Raw genomic sequence first — 23,512 nt, 5'->3', positions numbered from 1 at the left:
TTACCTGCGCAATCTACGCGATCGGCGTGTCCCGCCCGCAGCGCATTTCATCCGCTGGACGGGCACCGGACGGCCGCGGCCGGGGCCGGTCGTCCGCGGTCGGCCGACAATCCGGATGGCTGGTATGGTCCCTGACCGAAAGCCAGATCGGGGGACGGCTTCTTGCCCGCTGTACCCATGTCTCCAACCCTTTTGGATCGGGCAGCACCGCACGGGCATGCCGGGAACGGTTCGCGGGCGCGTGCCCAGGAGTTAGCGCACAGATGCGTTCGAACACCATGAAGCTCACCGTCGCCGCCCTGGCGACGGCCACCGCCTTCTCGCTCGCCGCCTGCGGCCCGGACAACGCCGACCCCGCCGGGGGCACGGCCGGCGCGGCGGGCGGCGCTCCGGCGGCCACCACCCCGGCGGGCGGCGCGGCCGCCACCGGTGGTGCCACGGGCGGCGCGGCCGCCACCGGAGGAGCGGCCGGCTCCCCCGCCGCCACGGCCGGGGCCGCCGGCGCAGCGGGCGGCAGCGCGACCGGCGGAGCCGCCGGCGCACCCTCGGCCGGGGCCACCGGCGCCGCCGCGGGCGGTGCCGGGACGGGCGGCGCGGCCGCCGGAGGCGCCGCGGCCGGCGGAGCGGCGGGCGCCCTGCCCAAGGCGGCCAACGCGGTCAAGGTCGGCCAGCCGGCCACCGTCGAGTTCGCCGACAAGACCTCGAACATCAACACCAAGCTCGAAGTCACCGTGACCGGCTACGAGATCGGCTCGATCGAGGACCTGAAGGCCGCCGGCAACAGCGTGACCGGCCTCGACGGCCGCACGCTGGTGTACGTCAGCTACACCATCAAGAACCTCGGGGACACCAAGCTCTCCTTCACCGCGCCGAACTCCAAGTTCCTGGTGTTCGACCAGGAGGGCAAGCAGGGCTTCTTCTCGCAGGACGCCGCGAAGCCGGTCCCCAAGTGCACCAGCGCCAAGTTCCAGGGCGTCGCGAAGGGCATGGAGGCCAAGGGCTGCGACATCGTCAGCATCACCGGCAAGGCGGTCGGCCTGGTCGCCTACACCGACTCGACCGACCGGACCAAGTACCAGGCCTCCTGGGCGAAGTGACCTCGCGCCAAAAGACCGCGGCCCCCGCCACCCGGAAGGGTGGCGGGGGCCGCGGCGGTGTACGGGCCTACTCGTCGTCGTCGCCCTCGATGGCGCCCTGACGGTCGTTGGACAGCGCCTCGAAGGCCAGGAACTCCGTCTCCGCGGCGTCCCGGCCCTTCTGCTTGTCACGGCGGCGGTCGACCGCCGGGCGCGGGTTCTCGAAGCGGTGGTCCTCACCGCGGCGGCCGAGCATCTCGGCGCCGGCGGCCATGGTCGGCTCCCAGTCGAAGACGACGGCGTTCTCCTCGGGGCCGATGATGACGGTGTCGCCCTCGTGGGCGCCGACCTTCCACAGCTTGTCCTCGACGCCGAGGCGGGCCAGCCGGTCGGCCAGGTAGCCGACGGCCTCGTCGTTGGAGAAGTCGGTCTGGCGGACCCAGCGCTCCGGCTTGATGCCGCGGATGTGGAAGGCGCCGTCCTCCTCGGTGATGGTGAAGCCCTCGTCGTCGACGGCGACGGGCCGCAGCACGATCCGGGTGGACTCCTCGACGGGCTTGGCGGCCCGCGCCTCGGAGACGATCTGCGCCATCGCGAAGCTCAGCTCGCGCAGGCCCTTGCGGGAGGCGGCGGACACCTCGAAGACGCGGTAGCCGCGCTCCTCCAGCGACTCCCGGGTGAGGTCGGCGATGTCCTGGCCGTCCGGCACGTCGATCTTGTTGAGCGCGACCAGGCGCGGCCGGTCCTCCAGACCGCCGTACTCGGCCAGCTCGGCCTCGATGGTCTCCAGGTCCGTCAGCGGGTCGCGGCCCGGCTCCAGGGTGGCGCAGTCCAGCACGTGCACCAGCACCGAGCAGCGCTCGACGTGCCGCAGGAACTCCAGGCCCAGGCCGCGGCCCTGGCTGGCGCCCGGGATCAGACCGGGCACGTCGGCGACGGTGTAGACCGTCTCACCGGCGGTGACCACGCCGAGGTTGGGGATCAGGGTGGTGAACGGGTAGTCCGCGATCTTCGGCTTGGCGGCGGAGAGCACCGAGATCAGCGAGGACTTGCCGGCGCTCGGGTAGCCCACCAGGGCGACGTCGGCGACGGACTTGAGCTCCATGACGATGTCGCGGAACTCGCCGGGCTCGCCGAGCAGCGCGAAGCCGGGTGCCTTGCGGCGGGACGAGGCCAGCGCCGCGTTGCCCAGGCCGCCGCGGCCGCCGGCCGCGGCGACGAAGCTGGTGCCGTGGCCGACCAGGTCGGCGAGCACGTTGCCCTGCCGGTCCAGCACGACCGTGCCGTCCGGCACCGACAGCACCAGGTCGTGGCCGTCCGCGCCGGTGCGGTGGCCGCCCGCGCCGGGCTTGCCGTTGGTGGCCTTGCGCTTGGGCGAGTGGTGGTAGTCGATCAGGGTGGTGATCTGCGCGTCCACGGTGAGGATGACACTGCCGCCCTCACCGCCGTTGCCGCCGTCGGGCCCGCCGAGCGGCTTGAACTTCTCCCGGTGCACGGAGGCGCAGCCGTGGCCCCCGTTACCCGCGGCGACGTACAGCTCGACGCGGTCCACGAAGGTGGTCATGGGTGTGCCTCCAGTGCGAAGAAAGTGTTGACCTGCTCTAAAGCATGAAGGGTGGACCGGAACATTCCGGCCCACCCTTCATTGTGAGTCTTGTCAGACTCAGGCCTCTGCGGCCACGATGTTGACGACCTTGCGGCCGCGACGGGTGCCGAACTGCACCGCACCGGCGGTCAGCGCGAACAGGGTGTCGTCGCCACCGCGACCGACGCCCGCACCCGGGTGGAAGTGGGTGCCGCGCTGGCGGACGATGATCTCGCCGGCGGAGACAACCTGGCCGCCGAAGCGCTTCACGCCGAGGCGCTGGGCGTTCGAGTCACGGCCGTTACGGGTAGAGCTTGCGCCCTTCTTGTGTGCCATCTCGCTATCCCCTTACTTGCTGACGGAGTCGATGCTCGTGATGCGCACAGCGGTGTGGCGCTGGCGGTGACCCTGGCGGCGACGGTAACCGGTCTTGTTCTTGTAGCGCAGGATGACGATCTTGTCGCCCTTGGTCTGGTCGACCACCTCGGCGTGAGCCTTCACGCCGGCGAGCACCCAGGGGTCGGAGGTGACGGCCTCACCGTCGACGACCAGGATGGTCGAGAACTCGACCGAGTCACCGGCCTTGGCCTCAATACGGTCGATCTCCAGCACGTCGCCGACGGCGACCTTGTGCTGGCGGCCGCCTGCGCGAACGATCGCGTACATGCGGTACCTACTTTCCTAACTCGGTCGAAACTCCCGATGCCAGCCACCTGGGTACGGACACAGGGGCCTCCCCCTGCGCTCTTCGGAAACCGAAGGGCTCGGGAGGTGATGTGCTCGGAAGCGTGGCGTAGACACGCCGAGGGTCAAGAATACGGACCGGCCGCCGAAGGGGCAAACCGGACCGTACGGGCCGGGGGGCGGACGGTCACCCGCCCCCCGGACCGCGGGCACTACTCGGCTGCCGAATCACCCTCGGCGGCCGCGGCCTTCTTGGCCGCCGCGCTGGTCCGCTTGGTCGCGGTCTTGCGGGCGGTGGTCTTCTTGGCCGCCGCCGTCGCCGTCGCCGTGGTCTTCTTGGCGGCGGTCTTCTTGGCGGTGGTCTTGCGCGCGGCCCGCTTCTTCGGAGCGGGCGCCTCCTCGACGGCCTCCTCCACGGCGGCCTCGGGGGCCTCCTCGACGGGGGCCCCGGCGGCGGCCGCGGTCTCCTCGACCGGGGTCGGCCCGGCCTCGGCGGGCACCTCTGCGGGCGTCTCGGCAACGGTCTCGGCCGGGGCCTCCTCCGGCGCCTCGGCTGCCGCGAAGGCCGCCTGCAGCGCCGCGTCGGCACGGGCCTGCAGCACCACGATCTCGGCCTCGGCGGGCGCACCGGCCGGAGCCGTCGCCTTGCGCACCGCACGGCGGCGGGTACGGCCGGCGGGCGCCGCGGAGGCGGCCGGGATCTCGACCAGGCTCGGCTGAGCCGGCTCGACGGGGGCCGGCTGCTCGGCGACGACCGGCTCGGCCACGACCTCGGCCGGGGCCTCGGCCACCGGCACCTCGATCGCGAGCTGGCCCTCGATCTCCTCGCGCTCGGACTCCTCCAGCACCTCGACGTCCGACTCGACGGCGGCCTGCGGCTCCTCCTGGGCCGCACCGCCCTTGCCCCGGCGCCGGCGCTTGCCGCCACCCGAGCCCGCCTCGCCGGCCGCGACGGCCTGGCCGCCACCGGAGTGGACGTGGGCGCTCGGCTGCTCCATGTGCACGATCACGCCGCGCCCGTTGCAGTGCACGCACGGCTCCGAGAACGACTCCAGCAGGCCCTGGCCGACCCGCTTGCGGGTCATCTGGACCAGGCCCAGCGAGGTGACCTCGGCCACCTGGTGCTTGGTCCGGTCCCGGCCCAGGCACTCCAGCAGACGGCGCAGCACCAGGTCCCGGTTGGACTCCAGCACCATGTCGATGAAGTCGATCACGATGATGCCGCCGAGGTCGCGCAGCCGCAGCTGGCGCACGATCTCCTCGGCCGCCTCGATGTTGTTCCGGGTGACGGTCTCCTCGAGGTTGCCGCCCTGGCCGACGAACTTGCCGGTGTTGACGTCGATGACGACCATCGCCTCGGTGCGGTCGATCACCAGCGAACCGCCGCTGGGCAGCCAGACCTTGCGGTCCAGCGCCTTCATCAGCTGCTCGTCGATCCGGTAGGTGGCGAACACGTCCACCTCGGAGGTCCACCGCGTCAGGCGCTCGGCCAGGTCGGGGGCGACGTTGGAGACGTAGTCGTGGATGGTGTCCCACGCCTCGTTGCCGGAGACGATGACCTTGGTGAAGTCCTCGTTGAAGATGTCGCGGACGACCCGGACGGTCATGTCCGGCTCGCCGTACAGCAGCGCGGGGGCGTTGCCGGTCGCGGCCTTCTTCTGGATCTCCTCCCACTGCTGCTGGAGGCGCTGGACGTCCCGGGTCAGCTCCTCCTCGGAGGCGCCCTCGGCGGCGGTGCGCACGATGACGCCCGCGTCGTCCGGGACGATCTTCTTGAGGATCTGCTTCAGACGGGCGCGCTCGTTCTCCGGCAGCTTGCGGGAGATACCGGTCATCGAGCCCTCGGGCACGTACACCAGGTAGCGGCCGGGCAGCGAGATCTGGCTGGTCAGGCGGGCGCCCTTGTGGCCGATCGGGTCCTTGGAGACCTGCACCAGCACGGACTGGCCGGACTTCAGCACCGACTCGATCCGGCGCGGGCCGCCGTGGCCGCCCAGCGAGCCGAAGTTGACCTCACCGGCGTACAGCACCGCGTTGCGGCCCTTGCCGATGTCGACGAAGGCGGCCTCCATCGACGGCAGCACGTTCTGGACCTTGCCCAGGTAGACGTTGCCGACGTACGAGGTGGCCTGCTCCTTGTTGACGTAGTGCTCGACCAGCACGCCGTCCTCGAGGACGCCGATCTGGGTGCGCTGGCCGTTCTGGCGCACCACCATGACGCGCTCGACCGACTCCCGGCGGGCCAGGAACTCGGCCTCGGTGATGATCGGCACCCGGCGGCGGCCCAGCTCGCGGCCCTCGCGGCGGCGCTGCTTCTTGGCCTCCAGACGGGTGGAGCCCTTGATGGACTGCACCTCGTCGGGGTCGAAGGACGGCTCGGTGGAGCGGCGGCGCGGCTCGCGCACCTTCACCACGGTGCGGACGCCGTCCTCGGTGGTCTCGGCGGCCTCGGTGGCGCCGGCCTCACCGCTGCGGCGGCGACGGCGGCGACGGCGGCGGGAGGAGGCCAGGCCCGAGGCCAGGTCGTCGTCCTCGTCACCCTCCTCGTCCTCGTCGACGGCGGCGGCCGGCTGCTCGGCGGGCTGCTCGGTCTCGGCGGCCTCGGCCTCGAAGTCCTCGGCCTCGCCGCGACGGCGGCGGCGGCCGCCCCGGCGGCGACGGCGGGACGGACGGCCGTCCTCCCACTCGTCCTCGACCTCGGGGCCGGGACCGGCGACGGGGGCCTCGACCTCGACCACGGGCTCCTCGACCGGGGCCGGCGGGGCGGGCGGAGCCGGCGGGGCCTCGACCACCGCGGGCTTCTGGCGGCGGGCCGGAGCCTGCACCCGCACCTGGGTGCGGGTGCGGCGGCGGCGGCCGACGCCGCTGTACTCGTACTCGTCCTCCTCGGTCCCGCCGGCGGCCACGGCCGGAGCCTGCACCGGGGCCTTGGCCGAGGACCTCGCCGAGGACTTCGCCGAAGCCTTCACGGGGGCCTGCGCCGGGGCCTGCGGCTCCACGGCCGCCGGGGCGGCCGGCTGCTGCGCGGCGACGAACGGGGCGGGCTCCTGGAAGACCGGGGCCTGGAAGATCGCGGTGGACGGGCGGACCGCACGGCGGCGGGCCCGGGGGGCCGACTCGGCGGCGGGGGCCGGCGTCTCGACGGCGACCGGGGCGGGAGCGGCGGGCGCGGCCTCCGCGACGGGAGCCTCCTCGGCCTGCGGCTCCTCCTCGACCGGCTCCTCCTCGGCGGCGGGCTCCTCGACCGGGGCCTCGACCACCGGCGCGGCCTCGACCACACGGCGGCGGCGCGGGCGGCGGGCCGGCGCGGCCGGGGCCTCCTCGGCGGCGGGCGCGGTCTCGACGGGGGCCTCGACGACGACGGCGGGCGCCTCGACGGGGGCCTCGGCCGCGGTCTCGGCGGGCGCTCCGGCGGGGGCCTCGGCACGCTTGCGGGTGCGGCGGGCCCGGACGGGCTTCTCCGCCACCGGCTCGGCGGCGGGCGCCTCGACGGGCGCGGCCTCGACGGGCGCCTCGGCGGCCTCGGGCGCGCTGACGACGATCGGGCTGGCCTCGGGCGCCCCGGCGGGGGCCTCGGCACGCTTGCGGGTGCGACGGGCCCGGACGGGCTTCTCCGCCACCGGCTCGGCGGCGGGCGCCTCGACGGGTGCCTCGGCGGCCGCGGCCTCGACCGGGACCACCGTCTCGGCGCCCTCGGTGGCGGCCCCCTGCGGGGTGCCCGCCGGGCGGGACACCGCACGGCGGCGGCGGCGCGGCGGCGCGGCGGACGCGCCGTCGCCACCGGTCACGGCGGATTCGTTCTGGTCCGCGTTCTGCGGATCGGTGTTATCGAGCATGCGGGTGGATCTCCCGTCAGGCCCCCGGGCTCCGTATCCAGGCACGGCTGGGCACCGGCGGCCGGCCGGCATCGCGGACGATGCTCGGGCCGGACCCTTTCACGGTGCCGCCGTGCGGACGCGAGGCCGCACAGGGGCTCGTAGTCTCGCTCGGCGCCCCGCACTCGGCGGGGTGTCGAAAGTCTTCTGGTCTGACCAGTCTTCTGAGGTTTTCCCAAGCTGTGCCGTCCCCCAACCCCGGGTGGCTCCCGGACGGGGTCCTCGGGCCCACCGACCATCCGGGTCGGCGGGCCACAAGAGGCCGGCCTGTGCTTCGACGACGCTCGCTCCCCTGGGGAGCCGCGGGGGCCTGGAGGACCATCGGGCCCAGTTTGGTACTGGAGCCCGGCCTCCGCCCGCTAGGCGGACGCGGTTGCGCGCGGCTCGCCGGCCGCCACTGGGCCGGCCGGGGCCGCGGCGCGGTCGAGCGCCAGCGGGTCGGTCACCGTGCCGGTCTCCTCGTCGAGCGGCCCCTGCGCCAGCCTGGTCACCTCTGCGGGGACCGGCGGCGCCAGGTCGGCCGTCACACGGAGACCGGACAATACGTCGTCGGGTCGTACGGCGGGTGTGGCGTGTCGTACTACCAGGCGCAGTATCGCACAGGCACGGCCCGTCCGAACATCGCGGGGCCCCCCGCCGTCCGTGTCCGTACCGCCGTCGACCTGCGGCGGGAGGATTTCGAGGGCCGCCACCGCGCCGCGCGCGTCGAAGACCCGCAGACCGTTCTTGGTCCGGCGTTCGACCTCGACCCGCTCCTCGGCGAGGAACAGGGCGACCGCGCGGGCCCCCTCCTCCGGGGTGACGCCGTCCAGCCGGACCTGCCACTCGGAGGCCTCGAGGCGCTCCACGAAGTTCGGCGTCCGGACCTCGACCGCGTCGATGACGTCCAGGCCGTTCGGCAGTGACTCGTCCAGCTGTGCGCGCAGCGCCTCCGGGTCGCGGACGGCTGCGAGACCGATCTCCAGGTACTCCGCCTCGCTGGCCACCCCGGTGGGGGCGGCGTTGGCGTAGGACACCTTCGGGTGCGGCGTGAAGCCTGCCGAATAGGCCATCGGCACGGCCGACCGGCGCAGCGCGCGCTCGAAGGCGCGCTGGAAGTCGCGGTGGCTGGTGAAGCGGAGCCGGCCGCGCTTGGTATAGCGGAGACGGATCCGCTGCACCGTCGGTGCGGGCGGCGGACCGTCGGGCGTACGGCGTGCCAGGTCGCTCAGTCCTTAGTCAGTTGTCCGCGTCCGGCGCGGCGTTTTTCCGCCACTGTCCGGACTCTGTCATCTCAAAGGGTACGCGCCCGCGAACCCCCCGCACTCCGCCCCTGGTCGGCGGGCTGCCCGCGACGCTCCGGGCCGCGCACGGCGCCGACACGCGGAGGAGCCCTCCCCGGCAGGCCGGGAAGGGCTCCTGTGCTGTGACCGGGATCTCAGCCCCGCTCGACCGCCGGGTTCTCACCCATGCGAGTGCGCGGTGCCCGCGCCACCGCCGGAGTTGACCACGGCCAGCGGCAGCAGCTTCACCCCGGTCGGGCCGATCTGGATCTCGGTCTGCATCTGCGGGCACACGCCGCAGTCGAAGCACGGGGTCCAGCGGCAGTCGTCGACCTCGACCTCCTCCAGGGCGTCCTGCCAGTCCTCCCAGAGCCAGTCCTTGTCGAGGCCGCTGTCCAGGTGGTCCCAGGGCAGCACCTCCTCGTAGGTGCGCTCACGGGTGGTGTACCAGTCCACGTCGACGCCGGTGCCGGCCAGGCCCTTCTCGGCGGAGGCCATCCAGCGGTCGTAGGAGAAGTGCTCGCGCCAGCCGTCGAAGCGGCCGCCGTCGTCGTAGACCGCGCGGATGACGGCGCCGATCCGGCGGTCGCCGCGCGAGAGCAGGCCCTCGACGATGCCCGGCTTGCCGTCGTGGTAGCGGTAGCCGATGTTCTTGCCGTACTTGCGGTCGCCGCGGATGGAGTCGCGCAGCTTGGCCAGTCGGGCGTCGGTGGCCTCGGCGGACAGCTGCGGGGCCCACTGGAACGGGGTGTGCGGCTTGGGCACGAACCCGCCGATGGAGACGGTGCAGCGGATGTCGTTCTGACCGGTGACCTCGCGGCCCTTCTGGATGACGTTCTTCGCCATCTCGCCGATCTGCAGCACGTCCTCGTCGGTCTCGGTGGGCAGGCCGCACATGAAGTACAGCTTCACCTGGCGCCAGCCGTTGCCGTACGCGGTGGAGACGGTGCGGATCAGGTCCTCCTCCGACACCATCTTGTTGATCACCTTGCGCATCCGCTCACTGCCGCCCTCGGGGGCGAAGGTGAGGCCCGAGCGGCGGCCGTTGCGCGACAGCTCGTTGGCGAGGTCGATGTTGAAGGCGTCGACCCGGGTGGACGGCAGCGACAGGCCGATCTTGTCCTCGGCGTAGCGGTCGGCCAGCCCCTTCGCCACGTCGGCGATCTCGGTGTGGTCGGCGCTGGACAGCGACAGCAGGCCGACCTCCTCGAAGCCGGTCGCCTTCAGCCCGCGCTCGACCATCTCGCCGATGCCGGTGATGCTTCGCTCCCGCACGGGGCGCGTGATCATGCCGGCCTGGCAGAAACGGCAGCCGCGGGTGCAGCCGCGGAAGATCTCGACGGACATCCGCTCGTGGACGGTCTCCGCGAGCGGGACGAGCGGCTGCTTCGGGTAGGGCCACTCGTCGAGGTCCATGACGGTGTGCTTGGAGACCCGCCACGGCACGCCGGGGGCGTTCGGCACCACGCGGGCGATCCGGCCGTCGGCCAGGTACTCCACGTCGTAGAACCGCGGCACGTAGACGCCGCCGGTGCGCGCCAGGCGCAGCAGCAGCTCCTCGCGCCCGCCCGGGCGGCCCTCCGCCTTCCAGGCGCGGATGATCTCGGTGATGTCCAGCACGGCCTGCTCGCCGTCGCCGACCACCGCGCAGTCCACGAAGTCCGCGATCGGCTCGGGGTTGAACGCGGCGTGGCCGCCGGCCAGCACGATCGGGTCCTCGTCGGTCCGGTCGCGGGCCTCCAGCGGGATGCCCGCCAGGTCGAGCGCGGCCAGCATGTTGGTGTAGCCGAGCTCGGTGGAGAAGGAGAGCCCGAACACGTCGAAGGCCTTCACCGGGCGGTGGGCGTCCACGGTGAACTGCGGGACGCCCTGCTCGCGCATCAGCGCCTCGAGGTCCGGCCAGACGCTGTAGGTCCGCTCGGCCAGCACGCCCTCGCGCTCGTTGAGCACCTCGTAGAGGATCATGACGCCCTGGTTGGGCAGGCCCACCTCGTAGGCGTCGGGGTACATCAGCGCCCAGCGGACGTCGCAGGCGTCCCAGTCCTTGACGGTCGAGTTGAGCTCGCCGCCGACGTACTGGATCGGCTTCTGGACGTGCGGGAGGAGGGCCTCCAGGCGTGGGAAGACCGATTCGACAGTCATGTACTAGGAACCCTTACGACGATGAGAGGTGTCGCGCGCATCCGATCCCGATCGGGACGGTCGGCGACGGCTGGGAGGGGTGACCCTCAAGGGTAGCCGAATCCCGGGGCGGTCCGACCGGGCCGACGGCGCGGGCCGGTGTCCGCGCGACCGCTCGGCCACGCGCCGTGCCCGGCGCCCGGCGACCGCGCGCACCCCGCCACGTGGACACCGCCCCACCATCCCGGGAACAACGGTCATTGACACGCTCGGACGGCCCGTGCGCTACTGGCAAGGCTCCGCCGGGAGGTCCTGCACACCATCGGGGCAAGGAAGTTGGCCATGCACGCGGCAACCCGCGCCGGCCGCCCCGGCCGAGGCCGGCGGCGCGGGCGGCGCGGGCGGGGGCCGCAGGGGCACGGCCGGGCCGGAGGGGACGCGGGGCCGCCACCGGCGACCCGCCAGGACCGGGCGCCCCGGGTCCGCCGCCCGAGACCGAGGCAAGGAGAGTCATGACCGACACCGGTCGACGGCTGAGCCACGCCGCGCTGCCGCCGCGCCCGGACCGGTATCCCACGGTGGCCCAGGCGGTGTCCGCCGCCCGCGGCCTCGCCCGGCTCCACCCCGACCGCTGCCGGGTGCGCGAGGTGGGCCGCTCCCGCGCCGGGCGGCCGCTGGTGCTGGTCTCGGTGGGCGAGGGCCCGGGCGGCGTGCTGGTGGTCGGCGGGCCCCACCCCAACGAGCCGGTCGGACCGGCGAGCGCGCTGCGGATCGCGGGCGAGCTGCTGCGCCGCCCGGTGCCGCCGGGCGGCGCGGGCGTGCCCTGGCACGTCCTGCTCTGCCTGGACCCGGACGGCGCGGCGCTCAACGAGGGCTGGCTGGACGGGCCGCTCACGCTGCGCCGGCACTACGAGCACTTCTACCGGCCCGCCTACGAGGAGCAGCCGGAGTTCCTGCCCTCGGCCGGCTCCGGCCGCGCGCCGCTGCCCGAGAGCCTGGTGCTGACCGGTCTGATCGACGAGCTCCGCCCGTTCCTGCAGTGCTCGCTGCACGGCGTGGACTTCGGCGGCGCGTTCGTCCAGCTGACCAGGCCCGTCCCCGGCCTGGCCGAGCGCTTCGCCCGGTCGGTGGCGCGCGCGGGCATCCCGCTGGACGTCGACGCGTACGACGCGGCGGGCTGGGAGAGCCCGGCCCCCGGCACCTACGTGCTGCCGGAGCCCGGCCGGGGCGGCCTCCCCCAGGCCCTGCCGGACGATCCGGCGCTGTCCACCTGGTCGTACGCGGGGCGGCACGGCGGGGTGACGGCCGTGCTGGAGGTCCCGATGTGGGCGGTCGAGGCGGTCGGCGACACCCGGCCGCACCCGGACGTCGCCCGCGCGGTGGGCGCCGCCGCCCGGTCGCTGCGGGACCGCGCCGAGGAGCTGACCGCCCTGCTCGACCACGTCCCGGCGCACGCCGGGGCGGCCTACGGCCCGCTGGTGCGCACCGCGGAGTTCAATCTGGGGGTCTGCCCGCGGCTCGCGGACGAGTGGCTGGCCCGGTGGTGCCCCCGGCCGCTCTCGGCCTCCCGGGTCGCCGCGGTGGGGATCGCCGCGGACCGGATCCCGCTGCGGGTGGCGTCGATGCTGCTGCGGCTGCTGGCCGACACCGACGGACCGGCCGTGGCCGCCGCCCGGCGGCGGGCCGAGCGGATCGTCGCCGAGAGCTCCGACCGGCTGCGCCACCGCTTCGGCGCCCGCTGGGTCCCGGTCGACACCCAGATCACCCACCAGACCCGTGCGGTGTTCGCCGCCGCCGAGTGCCTCGCCCCGGACCGCTGACGCCGGACGGTCGAAGCCGCACCGCGCCGGGTCGCACCGCACCGGGTCGGGGCAAAGCGGCGGGGCCGGCCCGGAGATCCGGACCGGCCCCGGGGGCCCGGCTCGTCAGGCCGCTATCGGCCGCTGGCTCTGCACCGCCTGCAACAGCCCGATCGCCAGCCAGACCGCGAACATCGACGACCCGCCGTACGACACGAACGGCAGCGGGATGCCCGCGACCGGCATGATGCCCAGGCACATCCCTATGTTCTCGAACGCCTGGAAGGAGAACCAGGCGATCACCCCGGCCGCCACGATGGTGCCGTACAGGTCGGTCGCGTGCCGGGCGATCCGGCAGGCCCGCCAGAGCACCACCCCGACCAGCAGGATGATCGCCAGCGCCCCGAGGAAGCCCAGCTCCTCACCGGCCACGGTGAACACGAAGTCGGTCTGCTGCTCCGGCACGAACTGGCCGGTGGTCTGCGTCCCGTGGAACAGCCCCTTGCCGGTCAGCCCGCCCGAGCCGATCGCGATCCGGGCCTGCGCCGTGTTGTAGCCGACGCCGGACGGGTCCAGCGCCGGGTTGGCGAAGGCCGCGAAGCGGTCGATCTGGTACTTGCTCAGCACCCCGAGCTTCCAGACCGCCACACAGCCGGCCGTGCCGGTCAGCAGCAGGCAGAGCACCCAGCGGTTGGCCGCACCCGAGCCGAGCAGGATGCCCAGCACGATCGCGGCCATCACCATCACCGAGCCGGCGTCCGGCATCAGCATGACGACCGCCATCGGCAGCGTCGCCCAGACCAGCCCGCGGAACACCGCCCGGTGCGAGGGGAACTCCCGCTCCCCCGCGTCCACCTGGTCGGAGAGCACCACGGCCATCGCCAGCACGATCGCCAGCTTGGCGAACTCGGCCGGCTGGATCGAGAAGCCGCCGCCGAGCTGGATCCAGGAGTGCTGGCCGTTGATGGTCGAGCCGAGCGGGCTCAGCGTGGCGCCCAGCAGCAGGATCACACCGATGTACAGGAACGGCACCAGGGTCCGGAAGCGCCGACTCCCTATCGCTATCACCACCGCGCACAGCACCAGCCCGATCACCACGTTGGTCAGGTGCCGGAACAGGAAGTACTGCGGGTCCCCGTGGGTGAGCGAGTCCCGCCCCCGGGTGGCCGACCAGACCAGCAGCGAGCTGCCGAGCGACAGGATCAGCGCGGCCAGCAGCAGTATCCAGTCCAGCCGCCAGAGCGGCGAGTCCTTGGCGAGGGCCCTGGACACCCCGCCGCGCTGCGGGACGAGCCGCAGCTGGCGGTACGAGCCGTACGAGGTCATACCCGGCTCCTTCCGGTGCCCCGGTTGGGTTCGAGCGCGGCGTACGCCGCGGTGTGGAGGGCCGACGGGTCGACCGGCTGCGCCGGGTCCAGGAAGACCCGCGGCGCGGCGCCGGCCGCCCCCGGGTCGCCGGCCTCGGTGAAGGCGGCCGGCTTGAGGATCGCGGTGCCGTCCGGGTTGAACTTCGGCAGCTCCGCCTGCGGCTTGGCCAGCAGCGCCTTGCCGTTGTCCACGTTGCCCTTGTCGTCCACGCCGTACAGCGCCTGGTAGATCCGGCGGACGGCGTCGCCGGAGCCGCCGGAGCCGGTGCCGCCCTGGCTTATCGTCATCACGACCGCGTAGTCGCGACTGTAGGTGGTCAGCCAGGAGGTGGTCTGCTTGCCCTCGACCTCGGCGGTGCCGGTCTTGGCGTGCAGCTCGATCTTGCCCTGCGGCCAGCCCGCGCCGGTGAACTTCCACGCGGCGGTACCGCCGGTGACGACGCCCGCGGTGGCCTGGTCGATGTAGCTCAGCAGCTTCTGGTCGCCGGGGAACTTCGCGTCCTCGTGCGGGGCGATCTCGCGGACGAGCTCCCCGCTCGGGCTTATCACCGCCTTGGCGACGGTGGGGCGGTAGAACGTGCCGCCGTTGGACAGCGCCGAGTAGATCCGGGCCATCTGGATCGGGGTGACGAGGGTGTCGCCCTGGCCGATCGCGAAGTTGACCGAGTCACCGGCCCGCATCTGGTAGCCGTCGACGCAGTTCTCCCGGGCGATCTGGTCGGAGAAGGTGGTGCCGCCCTTCTCCGCCTGCTTGCACCAGGCGTCCTTGTTGTTGTCGTAGAAGGACTGCTTCCACTGCCGGTCCGGCACCCGGCCGGTGACCTCGCTCGGCAGGTCGATCCCGGTCTTGGCACCGAGGCCGAACTGGTGGGCGGTCTTGTAGAACCAGTCCGCCGTCTCCTTCTTCGGCTTGATGCCGCCGTCCTTCATCCACTGGTCGTACGCCAGCCCGTAGAAGACGGTGTCGCAGGAGACCTCCAGGGCCTTCTCCAGCGAGATCGAACCGAAGTTCTCGCTCTCGAAGTTCTTGAACTCCCGGCCGCCGATGGTCAGGCTCTTCGGGCACGGGTACGTCCCGTCCAGCGAGTAGCCGGCCTGCACGGCGGCGGTGGTGGAGATGACCTTGAAGGTCGAGCCGGGCGCGGACTGACCCTGTATGGCCCGGTTCAGCAGCGGGAAGTTGGACTCCTTGCTGGTCAGCGACTGGTAGTCCTTGCCCGAGATGCCGCCCTGCCAGAGGTTGGGGTCGTAGGTCGGGGCGCTGGCCATCGCCACGATCCGCCCGGTGTGCACGTCCATCACGACGGCGGCGCCGGAGTCGGCCTCGTAGTTGCGGTTGGTCACCTTGTCGAAGGTCTTCCGGGCGTCGGCCATCGCCTGCACCAGGTTGTCCTCGACGACCTTCTGCACCCGGGCGTCGATGCTGGTGACCAGGTTGTCGCCGGTCTTCGGTTCGACGATCCCGGCGTTGCCGATCACCCGGCCGAGGTTGTCCACCTCCAGCTTGGTGATCCCGGCGGTGCCGCGCAGGTCGCGGTCGTACACCGACTCCAGGCCGGCCCGGCCGATCTGGTCGGCGGGCAGGTAGCGGTCCAGCCCGGTCTTGTCGGCGGTCTTGCTCACCTCCTCGTCCGTCACCGGCGAGAGGTAGCCGAGCACCTGGGCCATGTTGGCGCCCTCGACGCCGGTGTAGTGGCGCACGGCGGTGGGCTGCGCGGTCACCCCGGGGAAGTCCTCGCGGCGCTCCATTATCTGCAGCGCCTGCTGGGTGGTCGCCTCCTTGGTGACCGGGATCGGCTGGTAGGGCGAGCCGTTCCAGCAGGGCTGCGGGGTCTTGGCATCGCAGAGCCGGACCTTCTCCTGGACGTCCTTGGCGGGCATGCCGAGCACCTCGGCGAGCCGGCCGAGCACCGCCTTGCCGCCGTCCTTCTGCTGCAGCAGCGAGGTCCGGCTGACCGAGACCACCAGCCGGGTCTCGTTGCCGGCCAGGATGCGGCCCGAGGCGTCCAGGATCTCGCCGCGCACGGCGGGCTCGACCACCTCGCGGATGTGGTTGCCGGTCGCCTTGGCGGTGTAGACGCTGGCGTTGCGGATCTGCAGGTACCAGAGCCGTCCGCCCAGGGTGGCGAGCAGCGACAGCACCAGGATCTGCAGCACCACCAGACGGATCGTCACCCGCCGGGTACGGCCGGTCTCGGGGATGTTGCTCACGTCTCGTGCGCTCCAGAGTGCTGGGGTCCGGAATTCATGTACAGGGGGCCGGTGGCCTACGGGCGCTTGGCGAAGCCGAGCGAGCGCCGCTTCTTGTAGCCCGGCCCGGAGGAGGCCTCACGGGTGGTGCGGTAGCGCGACAGCGTGCCCAGGCCCGGGCCGCCCTCGTCGGTCCCGGCGGCGGCGGCCACCGGGTCCTTCCCGAAGCGGCGCCCGACCAGCATCACCACCGGCACCACGAAGGGCGCCAGCAGCAGGTCGTACAGCACGGCGGTGAGCACCAGGCTGCCCAGGCCCACATGGCGGGCGGCGGTGTCGCCGACCAGGGCGCCGACCATCGCGTACAGCAGGGTCGAGGCGACCGCCGCGACGGCCACCACCAGCAGCGCGCTGGAGACCGAGCGCTGCCGGCCGTGGTCGGGGCGCAGCAGCCCGGCGGCGTAGCCCATCAGGCAGAGCACCAGCGCGTAGCGGCCGATCGCGTGGTCGGACGGCGGTGCGAGGTCGGCGAGCAGTCCGGCCGCGAAGCCGACCAGGCAACCGCCGGTCGGCCCGTACACCATGGCCAGGCCGACCACCACGAGCAGCAGTATGTCGGGGGTGGCACCCGGGAGTTGGAGCCGGCCGAAGACGCTGACCTGAAGGATCAGGCCGAGCAGGATCAGCACGGCGGAGACGGGGATGCGGGCGAGGCGCATGGCTCAGTTCCCCCCGGAGGGCTTGGCGGGCGGTACCGCGGCGGCCGGGGCCACGGGGGCGGCGGGCGCCGCCGGGGCCTGGCCCTGCGCGGCGGGCGCGGGCGGCAGGACGGCGTCGCGCGGGTCCGCGCGCGGCGGCACGACCACCACGCCGACCAGGTCGAGCCGGGTGAACTGGACGAACGGCTCGACCAGCACGGTCTTGGTGAGCTGGCCGGGGTTCGCCTCGACCTGGACCACCTTGCCGACCGGGACGCCGGGCACGAACGGGCGGCCGCTCTGCGATCCGAAGGTGACCAGCCGGTCGCCCTCCTTCACCTGGGCCTTGCCGTTGAGCAGCGAGACCTTCATGGAGCTGGTGCCACCGCCCGAGGCGAAGCCGATCTCGCCGCTGCCCTCCAGCCGCGCGCCGGCGCTGAAGCCGGGGTCGGAGGCGAGCAGCACGGTGCAGGTGGTCGGGGCGACGGTGGTGATCCGCCCGACCAGGCCCTGGCCGTTGATCACCGTCATGTCCCGGGTGAGGCCGTCGTCGCTGCCGGCGTCGATGGTGATGGTCCAGGAGAAGCCCTGGGCCGGGCCGATCGCGATCACCTGGGCGGCCTTGACGGTGTAGCCGCCGGCGCCCGCGGTGCGCAGCAGGTCGTCCAGCTGCTTGGTGCGCCCGCCCGCCATGTCGGAGGAGGCGAGCTTCTGGCGCAGCTCGGTGTTCTCACGGGCCAGCTGGTCGGTGCGGCCGCTGTGGGTGGCCGCGTCGCGGAAGGCGCGGACGGTGTCGGCCACCGGGTCGACCGCGGTGGCGGCGCCGCGCTCGACCGGGCCGAGGACACCGGCGGCGACGCGCCGGGCGCCGCCGAGCGGGGAGCTCTCACCGCCCTTGATGTCCACGGTGATCAGCGCGAAGGCGACGGCCACCAGCAGGATGAGCAGCAGCCGGCTCTCTCGTGTGTCCCTCACGGTGCTGGTACTGCCCCTTCGTACCTGGCCGCCCACCCGGGCCGTGGGCCCGGGCGGGGGCCGTTCAGTTGACTGTCAGGTCTGTCGGTTGTGCTAACGGCGCGGCTGGGCGTCGAGTACCTGCTGGAGCGCCTCGAACTCCTCGACGCACTTGCCGGACCCGAGTGCCACCGAGTCCAGCGGGTTCTCGGCGATGTGGATCGGCATGCCGGTCTCGCGGCGCAGCCGCTCGTCCAGGCCGCGCAGCAGGGCGCCGCCGCCGGTGAGCACGATGCCGCGGTCCATGACGTCGCCGGCCAGCTCGGGCGGGCACTGGTCGAGGGTGGTCTTCACCGCGTCGATGATCGAGTTGACCGGCTCGTCGATGGCCTCGCGGACCTCGGCGGCGGAGATCACCACGGTCTTCGGCAGGCCGCTGACCAGGTCGCGGCCGCGGATCTCGGCGTGCTCGTCCTTCTCGCCCTCCAGCGCGAAGGCGGAGCCGATGCTCATCTTGATCTGCTCGGCGCTGCGCTCGCCCAGGAGCAGCGAGTACTCCTTCTTGATGTGCTGGACGATCGCGTTGTCCAGCTCGTCGCCGGCGACCCGGATGGACTGCGCGGTGACGATGCCGCCGAGCGAGATCACGGCGACCTCGGTGGTGCCGCCGCCGATGTCGACCACCATGTTGCCGGTGGCCTCGTGGACGGGCAGGCCCGCGCCGATCGCGGCCGCCATCGGCTCCTCGATGATGTGCACCTGGCGGGCGCCGGCCTGCGAGGAGGCCTCGATCACGGCGCGGCGCTCGACTCCGGTGATGCCCGAGGGCACGCAGACCACGACGCGGGGGCGGGCCAGGTAGCGGCGGCGGTGGATCTTGAGGATGAAGTAGCGCAGCATCCGCTCGGTGATCTCGAAGTCGGCGATCACACCGTCCTTCAGCGGGCGGATGGCGACGATGTTGCCCGGGGTGCGGCCGATCATCTTCTTCGCCTCGGATCCGACCGCCAGGATCCCGCCGGTGTTGGTGTTGACCGCGACCACCGACGGCTCGTTGAGGACGATCCCCTTGCCCCTGACGTACACCAGCGTGTTGGCAGTTCCGAGGTCGATCGCCAAGTCGCGGCCGATGAACGACAGGTTGTTGGCCATGGGGTGTGGATGCCTTCCCGGGCTCGGAGTCATTGCGGGGGTGGACGAGGAACACGCGCCCACCGCATGGGCGGACACCAGCTGATCAGCCGTACCGGGCCCTGAGTCGCGTCCATCGTAGTCACGCCGGTCAGTACGGACGTCGACGTGGGGCATACCGTCCATTGTCCGGAGCGTGATCGCTTCTCCGGGCATTGGGACGCCGTGTCGGAGTCCCTGGTTCCCTATTTCACGATAAGAATGCCCCGGCCGGGCCAATGGTCCCGACCGGGGCACCCGAAGGTCCCGAGGCGTGTGCCGGTCAGGCGTGTGCCGGGAAGAAGATCTTGATCTCGCGCTCGGCGGAGGCCTCGGAGTCGGAGGCGTGGATCAGGTTCTCGCGCGTGATGGTGGCGTAGTCGCCGCGGATGGTGCCGGCGCCGGCCTCCAGCGGGTTGGTCGCACCGGCCAGCATCCGGATGCCGGGGACGACCTCCTCACCCTCGACGATCAGGGCGATCGACGGACCGGAGGTCATGAACTCCAGCAGCGGCTCGTAGAACGGGCGGCCGACGTGCTCCTCGTAGTGCTGCTCCAGCGTCGCGCGGTCGAAGGTCCGCAGCTCGACGGCGGCCAGCCGCCAGCCGGCCTTGCGCTCGATGCGGCTGATGATCTCGCCGGCCAGGCCGCGCTTGACGGCATCGGGCTTCAGCAGGACGAGAGTGCGCTGGGACACGGTGCGTCTCCTGGGGAATCGGTTCGGCGTGCGGTATGCGACTACCCCAGAGGTTACCTTGCGTGAGCAGCCCGGATGGCCGCCCGGGGCTGCTCACGCGAGGTCCGGACGCCGGCCCTGCGACGGGAGCCCGGCTAGGCTTCGGCGGCGGCCCGGGCGGCCTTGAAGGCGTCGACCTTGCGGCCGTAGTGCACCGAGCACCACCACAGGCCGGCGAAGACGACGCCCAGGCCGAACATGGTCGGCAGGATGAAGCCGCTGGCGATCAGGCCGATCTGCAGCGCCCAGCCGACCGCCACCGCGCCGGGGCGGTTGATCATTCCGCAGAGCAGCACGCAGAGTGCCATCGCGATGCCGCTGACCGTCCAGACGGTGGCCGTGGGGACGTCCGAGAGCTGCATCGCGACGAGCCCGGCGAACATCACCAGCAGCGCCTCACCGATCAGCGTCGAGGAGCAGAGCGTCCTCATGTCACTTCCTCCCGAGCAGCAGGCGGGCCTCGCCCACGGTGATGACCGAACCGGTGACCAGCACGCCGGCGCCGCCGAGGTCGCCCTCCTCCTCGGCGAGGGTGACGGCCGCGGTGATGGCGTCGTCCAGGCGGGGCTCGACCTGGACGCGGTCCTCGCCGAAGATCTCGACGGCCACCGCGGCGAGCCGGTCCACGTCCAGCGCGCGGTGGGTGGAGTTCTGGGTGACCACGACCTCGGCGAGGATCGGCTCGAAGGCCTCCAGCAGGCCGGCCACGTCCTTGTCGCCGCTGGTGCCGATCACGCCGACCAGCCGGGTGAAGCCGAAGGACTCGCCGATCGCGGTGACGGTGGCCTGGGCGCCGTCCGGGTTGTGCGCGGCGTCCAGGATGATCGTCGGGCTGCGGCGGACGACCTCCAGGCGGCCCGGCGAGGCGACACCGGAGAACGCCTGGCGGATCTTGTCCACGTCCAGCTGTCCGCCGCGCGCGCCGCCGACGCCGAAGAAGGCCTCGACCGCCGCCAGGGCGAGCGCCGCGTTCTGGGCCTGGTGGGCGCCGTGCAGCGGGATGAAGACGTCCTCGTACTCCTCGCCGCCGAGTCCGCGCAGCGTCACCAGCTGGCCGCCGATGGCGACCTCGCGCCGGAGCACGCCGAACTCCATGCCCTCGCGGGCCACGGTGGCGTCCACCTCGACGGCGCGCCGCAGGATGTTCTGGGCGGCGTCCAGCTGCTGCTGGGCGACCACGGCGACCGCGCCGGACTTGATGATCCCGGACTTCTCGACCGCGATCTCGCCGGTGGTCTCCCCCAGCTTGTCGGTGTGGTCCAGGGAGATCGGGGTGATCACCGAGACGGCGGCGTCGATCACGTTGGTGGCGTCCCAGGAGCCGCCCATGCCGACCTCGACCACGGCCACGTCCACCGGCGCGTCGGCGAAGGCGGCGTACGCCATGCCGGTCAGCACCTCGAAGAAGGACATCGCGACGGGCTCGCGCTCGTCGACCATGCCCACGTAGGGCTCGATGTCCCGGTAGACCTCGACGAAGCGCTCGGGGCTGATCGGGGAGCCGTCCAGGGTGATCCGCTCGGTGACGGACTCCACGTGCGGGCTGGTGTAGCGGCCCGTGCGCAGCTCGAAGGTGTTGAGCAGCTGCTCGATCATCCGGGCGGTGGAGGTCTTGCCGTTGGTGCCGGTGATGTGGATGGAGGGGAAGGACCGCTGGGGCTGGCCCAGGATGTCCATCAGCGCCTCGATCCGGTCGAGCGAGGGCTCCAGCTTGTTCTCCGGCCAGCGCTTGGCCAGCTCCAGCTCGACGTCGCGCAGGGCGTCGCCGGGCCCGCCTTCGGCGGGGCGGACGGTGTACGGGTTCGGGTCGGCCTTGTCGCTCACCACCACAGTCTACGGAGCGGCGGCGGGCTCTCCTCACGGGGTGCGGGCGGCCGCTTTGCCCGGACTTTCCGTTTTCCGCTTATTTGCTATCGGTTTCGCCGGTTTCGCGCACAAAGGGGCGTCGATTCGCACCCGCGGACGCCGGAGCGCCTTCGATCAACAGAACGCGACCTCCCCGCGCCCGAGGCCGCACGCCACGACCGTCCAGGGGCGCCGCGGCCGGACCGGCACTCTTGACAGCCGGATTGGTCTACTCCACCTTGTGAGGGCAAGTCTCCTCCCCCGACAGGGACTTGAGTTGTCGGTAGCTCCCGCACCATCGACACCCGGACGGCTCTCCCCCACGTGAGCCGACGGTCTCCCCCCACAGGAGATGGAGTCATGCCACCTGTCCGACTCCGGCGCCCCCGCGCCGTCCACACGCTGCTCGCCGCGGCCTCCGCGATCGCCGTGGGCCTGAGCGGCCTCGTCCTCGCCACCGGCACCGGTGCGGCCGCCGCCACCGACGTCGAACTGATCGGCAACGGCGGCTTCGAGGACGGCAACCACCTCGGCGGATGGGCCTGTTCCTCCGCGGCACCCGAGACGCCCACCGCCCACTCCGGATCGTTCTCGCTGCGCTCGACCCCGGGCAACAGCTCGACCGGCGAGTGCACCCAGACCGTCACCGTGAAGCCCTCCTCGACGTACACCCTGAGCAGCTGGGTCCAGGGGTCGTACGTCTACCTCGGCGCACGCGGCACCGGCGGCACCGACCCGAGCACCTGGACACCCGGGGCGACGGGCTGGTCCAAGCTGAGCACCACCTTCACCACCGGGGCGGCCACCACCAGCGTCACCGTCTACCTGCACGGCTGGTACGGGCAGCCGGCCTTCCTGGCCGACGACGTCTCGCTGCTCGGCCCGGGCGACCCCAAGCCCTCCCCGACCGCCACCACGCCGACCCCGTCCCCGACCGCCACCCCGTCGCCGACGGCCACCCCCACGCCGACCGACACGCCGACCGACCGGCCCGGACTGCCCAAACACCTGCTCACCGGCTACTGGCAGAACTTCGACAACGGCGCCACCGTGCAGCGGATCAGCGACGTCCCGGCCGCGTACGACATCATCGCGGTCTCCTTCGCGGACGCCACCAGCACGCCCGGCGGCCTGAGCTTCACCCTGGACCCGACGCTGTCCTCCCGACTCGGCGGCTACACCGAGGCCCAGTTCAAGGCCGACATCGCGGCGAAGAAGGCCGCCGGGAAGAAGGTGATCATCTCGGTCGGCGGCCAGAACGGGACCGTCTCCGTCAACAGCTCGGCCTCCGCGACCACCTTCGCCAACACCGCCTGGACGCTGATGCAGACCTACGGATTCGACGGGATCGACATCGACCTGGAGAACGGGGTCAGCGCCACCTACATGGGCCAGGCCCTGCACACGCTGGCGGCGAAGGCCGGCAAGGGCTTCATCCTCACCATGGCGCCGCAGACCATCGACATGCAGTCGACCGGGATGGAGTACTTCAAGCTGGCGCTGAACGTGAAGGACATCCTCACCATCGTCAACATGCAGTACTACAACTCCGGCGCGATGCTCGGCTGCGACGGGCAGGTCTACTCCCAGGGCAGCGTCAACTTCCTGACCGCGCTGGCCTGCATCCAGCTCAAGGGCGGGCTGCGGCCCGACCAGGTCGGGCTCGGGGTGCCGGCCTCCACCAGCGCGGCGGGCGGCGGGTACGTCAGCCCGGGCGTGGTCGACAACGCGCTGGACTGCCTGGCCGCGGGGACCAACTGCGGCAGCTTCAAGCCCGACACCAGGTGGCCCGGCATCGGCGGGGCGATGACCTGGTCGACCAACCACGACGCCAAGGCGGGCGGCGGGATCGCCGGCACCGTCGGCTCGCACCTGCACGCGATGCCGTAGGCACCGCGGCGGGGCCGGGGGGGGGGGGGGGCCCCCCCCCGGCCCCCCGCCGCCCCGGCCGGCCGGCCGCGAGCCCCCCCGCGCCGACGCGGCCCCAAAGCGCCGCACCACCCCCCCCCCCCCCCCCCCCCCCCCGACCCCCCCCGGGGGGTCTGGGCCCCCCCCCCCAAACCCCCCCCCCCCCCCCCCCGGGGGGGGGGGGGGGGGCCCCGCGGCGGTGTACGGGCCTACTCGTCGTCGTCGCCCTCGATGGCGCCCTG

At 72.7% G+C, this 23,512-nt stretch carries 17 protein-coding genes; 3 read left to right on the top strand and 14 right to left on the bottom strand.

Annotated elements, in window-relative coordinates:
- The first annotated feature begins 263 nt into the window (after positions 1-263).
- Positions 264-1,097 carry a hypothetical protein gene (locus ACIGZJ_RS00085; RefSeq protein ID WP_396455124.1) on the top strand — a complete coding sequence of 278 codons (834 nt, stop codon included), beginning with the start codon at positions 264-266 and terminating at the stop codon, positions 1,095-1,097.
- Between the two features lie 67 nt (positions 1,098-1,164).
- Here ACIGZJ_RS00085 and obgE read toward each other — a convergent pair whose 3' ends face one another.
- The 6 genes from obgE to ACIGZJ_RS00055 all read right to left on the bottom strand — a co-directional run bounded on the left by obgE (position 1,165) and on the right by ACIGZJ_RS00055 (position 10,624).
- Positions 1,165-2,640: a GTPase ObgE gene (gene obgE, locus ACIGZJ_RS00080; RefSeq protein ID WP_396455122.1), complete on the bottom strand. Its 1,476-nt coding sequence runs from the start codon at positions 2,638-2,640 to the stop codon at positions 1,165-1,167.
- A gap of 99 nt (positions 2,641-2,739) precedes the next feature.
- Entirely contained in the window at positions 2,740-2,997 is a 258-nt protein-coding gene (gene rpmA / locus ACIGZJ_RS00075) for a 50S ribosomal protein L27 (RefSeq protein WP_396455120.1), read from the bottom strand.
- Positions 2,998-3,009: 12 nt separating this feature from the next.
- Positions 3,010-3,327 carry a 50S ribosomal protein L21 gene (gene rplU, locus ACIGZJ_RS00070; RefSeq protein WP_396455118.1) on the bottom strand — a complete coding sequence of 106 codons (318 nt, stop codon included), beginning with the start codon at positions 3,325-3,327 and terminating at the stop codon, positions 3,010-3,012.
- 230 nt (positions 3,328-3,557) lie between these two features.
- Complete coding sequence (locus ACIGZJ_RS00065) at positions 3,558-7,181, bottom strand: ribonuclease E/G (protein WP_396455116.1); 3,624 nt, start codon at positions 7,179-7,181, stop codon at positions 3,558-3,560.
- Between the two features lie 398 nt (positions 7,182-7,579).
- On the bottom strand, positions 7,580-8,380 hold the full coding sequence (locus ACIGZJ_RS00060) for a TIGR03936 family radical SAM-associated protein (RefSeq protein WP_396455114.1): 801 nt from the start codon (positions 8,378-8,380) through the stop codon (positions 7,580-7,582).
- Between the two features lie 282 nt (positions 8,381-8,662).
- Positions 8,663-10,624, bottom strand: a complete 1,962-nt coding sequence (locus ACIGZJ_RS00055; RefSeq protein WP_396455112.1) for a TIGR03960 family B12-binding radical SAM protein — start codon at positions 10,622-10,624, stop codon at positions 8,663-8,665.
- Between the two features lie 491 nt (positions 10,625-11,115).
- On the opposite strand from ACIGZJ_RS00055, the gene ACIGZJ_RS00050 reads away from it, so the two are divergent.
- The gene (locus tag ACIGZJ_RS00050) at positions 11,116-12,423 is read left to right on the top strand and encodes a M14 family zinc carboxypeptidase (protein WP_396455110.1); all 1,308 of its coding nucleotides are present in this window, start codon (positions 11,116-11,118) and stop codon (positions 12,421-12,423) included.
- Between the two features lie 105 nt (positions 12,424-12,528).
- On the opposite strand, the gene rodA is transcribed toward ACIGZJ_RS00050, so the two are convergent.
- The 8 genes from rodA to ACIGZJ_RS00010 all read right to left on the bottom strand — a co-directional run bounded on the left by rodA (position 12,529) and on the right by ACIGZJ_RS00010 (position 21,341).
- Positions 12,529-13,728, bottom strand: coding sequence for a rod shape-determining protein RodA (gene rodA, locus ACIGZJ_RS00045; protein ID WP_396455108.1), 1,200 nt, complete (start codon positions 13,726-13,728; stop codon positions 12,529-12,531).
- Positions 13,725-15,980 (bottom strand): penicillin-binding protein 2, encoded by a 2,256-nt coding sequence (gene mrdA, locus ACIGZJ_RS00040; RefSeq protein ID WP_396455106.1) that lies wholly within the window; start codon positions 15,978-15,980, stop codon positions 13,725-13,727. Before mrdA ends, rodA begins: the two co-directional genes overlap by 4 nt.
- Before the next feature lie 56 nt (positions 15,981-16,036).
- Positions 16,037-16,678, bottom strand: a complete 642-nt coding sequence (gene mreD, locus ACIGZJ_RS00035) for a rod shape-determining protein MreD (protein ID WP_396455104.1) — start codon at positions 16,676-16,678, stop codon at positions 16,037-16,039.
- Between the two features lie 3 nt (positions 16,679-16,681).
- Positions 16,682-17,632 carry a rod shape-determining protein MreC gene (mreC, locus tag ACIGZJ_RS00030; protein WP_396455102.1) on the bottom strand — a complete coding sequence of 317 codons (951 nt, stop codon included), beginning with the start codon at positions 17,630-17,632 and terminating at the stop codon, positions 16,682-16,684.
- A 93-nt stretch (positions 17,633-17,725) separates the two neighbouring features.
- Positions 17,726-18,751, bottom strand: coding sequence for a rod shape-determining protein (locus ACIGZJ_RS00025; RefSeq protein WP_392928275.1), 1,026 nt, complete (start codon positions 18,749-18,751; stop codon positions 17,726-17,728).
- Positions 18,752-19,064: 313 nt separating this feature from the next.
- A complete protein-coding gene (gene ndk / locus ACIGZJ_RS00020) occupies positions 19,065-19,478 on the bottom strand; it encodes a nucleoside-diphosphate kinase (RefSeq protein ID WP_387939689.1) in 414 nt (137 codons plus the stop codon).
- Positions 19,479-19,612: 134 nt separating this feature from the next.
- Positions 19,613-19,948, bottom strand: a complete 336-nt coding sequence (locus ACIGZJ_RS00015) for a DUF4233 domain-containing protein (RefSeq protein ID WP_396455100.1) — start codon at positions 19,946-19,948, stop codon at positions 19,613-19,615.
- A gap of 1 nt (position 19,949) precedes the next feature.
- Positions 19,950-21,341 carry a bifunctional folylpolyglutamate synthase/dihydrofolate synthase gene (locus ACIGZJ_RS00010; RefSeq protein WP_392926964.1) on the bottom strand — a complete coding sequence of 464 codons (1,392 nt, stop codon included), beginning with the start codon at positions 21,339-21,341 and terminating at the stop codon, positions 19,950-19,952.
- A gap of 381 nt (positions 21,342-21,722) precedes the next feature.
- On the opposite strand from ACIGZJ_RS00010, the gene ACIGZJ_RS00005 reads away from it, so the two are divergent.
- The gene (locus ACIGZJ_RS00005; protein WP_396455098.1) at positions 21,723-23,252 is read left to right on the top strand and encodes a chitinase; all 1,530 of its coding nucleotides are present in this window, start codon (positions 21,723-21,725) and stop codon (positions 23,250-23,252) included.
- Positions 23,253-23,512 lie beyond the last annotated feature (260 nt).

Source organism: Kitasatospora sp. NPDC052868, from assembly GCF_044547105.1.
In the GTDB taxonomy this organism is placed as follows: domain Bacteria; phylum Actinomycetota; class Actinomycetes; order Streptomycetales; family Streptomycetaceae; genus Kitasatospora.
The sequence above is the reverse complement of the archived record's forward strand: the minus strand, read 5'-3'. Positions and strand labels throughout refer to the sequence as shown.